Consider the following 2,793-nt stretch of genomic DNA (forward strand, 5'->3'; position numbering starts at 1 on the left):
GCTCGGCCGGGGTGCGGGCGGTGGAGGCCGCGTGGCGTGCCCTGCGGGCGGCGGCGGCCGAGCCCGTCTGCGGTGTCGGGGAAACGGACGTCCCGACGGCGGAGGCTGCGGACACGCCGGACACGGCGCCGTCCTCGACGGGGCCCTGAGTCGACGACGCCTCGTTGCGCGCCTGCTCAGCGTCCTCGGACGCCTGGGCAGGGGCCTCGACCGGGGTCCGGATGACGGCCTCCGCATCCACGAGTCCCTGGTCGACGGGGAAGGGCTGGACGAGAAGGGTCTCACCCGTCGGCGCGGCGACCGGCTCGGTCTCGACCCGCTCAGCGCTGCGCTCCCCGACCGGTGCAGTCGGCTGCTCTGAGACAACAGCGGCCCCGGCCGGGGTGTGGGCGGAGGAGATCGTTTGCCAGGCCTGACGGACGCCGGCCGACTCCTCCGTCTCGGGGGCGGAGGCCGGGGTGATGGTCGCGGATTCTCCGGGAATGGGCCGCTCTGCCTCCGGCGCGCTCTGCGAGGCGGTCTCGGCGGCGGTCTGTGCGGAGCCGGCCCCGGCCTCAGGCGACTCGGACTCGACGACCGCTTCGGCCGACGCGCCGGAGGAGGCCTGGGCTTCCGACTGCTCGATGGATTCGGGGGACTCGACGGGCTCGGCTGCCTCTGCGGATGTGGTGACCTCGGCGGTCGTAGGCGCCTCGGTCTCCTTCTCAACTGGGCTCTGGTCGGGCTGGGTGACTGACTCCGGCTCCGCAACGACGCGGGGAACCGGGTCGGGATCGATGTATTGACGCCGTTCCACGCCCACCCGAGTGAGCTGTCCGGTGAGGATCTCGGGACGACCGAGGTAGTCCCAGACCTCGCCGGGACCCGAGCGCAGGCTCAAGGAGGGGGCGTCGAGGACGGCGACCCCGCCGTCGGGCAGGAAGCACAGGAACAGACCGGTCATCTCACCGGTGGTGGCATCCCACAGGCGCGCGGTGCCATCCTCTGAGCCGGTGAGGATCCGGGTGCCGTCGGGGCTCCACTGGGCGTCGGTGACACCGAAGCGGTGGCCGGCCAGGGACAGGACGATCTTGCCGGAGACCTCCTCCCACACGCGTACGACACCGTCGTCGAAACCGGCCAGGACCCGGGTGCCGTCGGGGCTCCACGCGTAGGAGCGGACCATGGCGCCCTCGTCACGCAGCGTCACGAGCTCACCGGAGGTGATGACGTCCCAGACGTGGGCGGCGCCGTCGGCGCTGCCGGTGACGACCCTCGGACCTCCTTGAGTCCACACGACGTCACGCACCCAGCTGCCGGTGTAGGTGTGAATGACCTCGCCGGTGGTGGCGTCCCAGATACGGGCGGTCCCGTCCTGGGAACCGGTCAGGGCGCGCTGGCCGTTGGGGCTCCAGGCCACCGACGTGATCATGTCGCCGTGGCCCTCGAGGGTGAGGAGGAGCTCGCCGCGGGCGGCGTCCCAGATCGCGGCACGATTCTCGCCCAGTCCGGTGAGGATGCGTTCGCTGTCCGGACTCCAGGCGATGTCGTTGACGTCGTCCTCACCCGCGGTCAGGGCCTGGACGACTTCTCCGCTGGAGGCATCGAGGATGAGGACGCGCGGCGAGAGGTAGGAGGATGTGGCCAGACGGGCGCCGTCCGGACTCCAGATGACCTCGCTCAGCTCTCGGGCCCCGTTGTCCACCGTCAGCCGCGGCTCACCGGTGATAGCGTCCCAGACGCGGTTGCCGCCGACCTTGACGCCAACGGTGATCTTCGCACCGTCAGGGCTCCAGGAGACGGTCTCGACGGCGTTGCCGGCCCCCAGGACCAGCTGGGTCTGACCGGTGGCGGCGTCCCAGATGCGCACGGTGTCGTCGTGAGAGCCGGTGGCCACACGACGAGAGTCCGGACTCCAGGCCAGGGAGCAGGCCCACTGGGTGTGACCGCGCAGGGTGAGGATCTCCTCCCCGGAGGCCGCGTCCCAGACGTGGGCGGTGGTTCCGGAGATGTCGTCGGTGACGATACGGCTGCCGTCAGGGCTCCAGGAGACCACGCTCACCCAGCGGCGGTCACGGCCGTGCAGGCTGAGGATCTCCTCTCCGGTGGCGGCGTCCCAGACCCGGGGCTCGGCCGAGTCGAAGGCGGTGATGATGCGGCGCGAGTCCGGGCTCCACGACAGTCCCGTCATCGGCTCGATCGGGCCGACGGGGGCAGGCCTGCCGTCGGGCCCCATTGTCGCGCCGCGCCCCACGAAGGCCATGGGGCCCACGCGCAGCAGCTCGGTACCGGTGGTGACGTCCCAGACCCGGGCCGTGCCGTCGTCGGAGGCGGTGGCCACGCGAGTTCCGTCGGGGCTCCAGGCCACCGCGGTGAGGTGCTCCGTGTGGCCCGAAAGCGTGCGCACCACCTGGCCGCTGGAGGCGTCCCAGATGCGGGCCGAGGCGTCGTCGAAACTGGTGAGGATGCGGGTGGAGTCCGGGCTCCAGGCCACCGCCCCGCCGACACCGGAGCCGCCGACGCCCAGGGTCAGCAGGTCGGCGCCGGTGGTCGCGTCCCAGACGCGCACACTGTGGTCCTCGGCCGCCGTGAGGAGCCGCGTGCCGTCCGGGCTCCAGGCCACCGCGCTGATGGACAAACTGGGGCCGGCGAGCGCGAACAACTCGATGCCGCTGTTCGCGTCCCAGACCCGGGCCGTGCCGTCATGCGATCCGGACAGGAGCCGTTTTCCATCCGGACTCCATGCCACACCCCACAGTGCGTCGAAGTGGCCGGCATACAGTGACACCTCACGAGGGTCGATCGTCCCCGAGG

General features: G+C 71.7%; 1 protein-coding gene. It reads right to left on the bottom strand.

Features of this window, described 5'->3' with window-relative positions; genetic code table 11:
* On the bottom strand, window positions 1-2,782 hold a 2,782-nt coding region (locus RWR81_RS13435; protein ID WP_314458209.1), incomplete at its 3' end, for an eIF2A-related protein.
* Between the last annotated feature and the right edge of the window lie 11 nt (window positions 2,783-2,793).

Source organism: uncultured Actinomyces sp. (genome assembly GCF_963526355.1).
Lineage (GTDB): Bacteria > Actinomycetota > Actinomycetes > Actinomycetales > Actinomycetaceae > Actinomyces.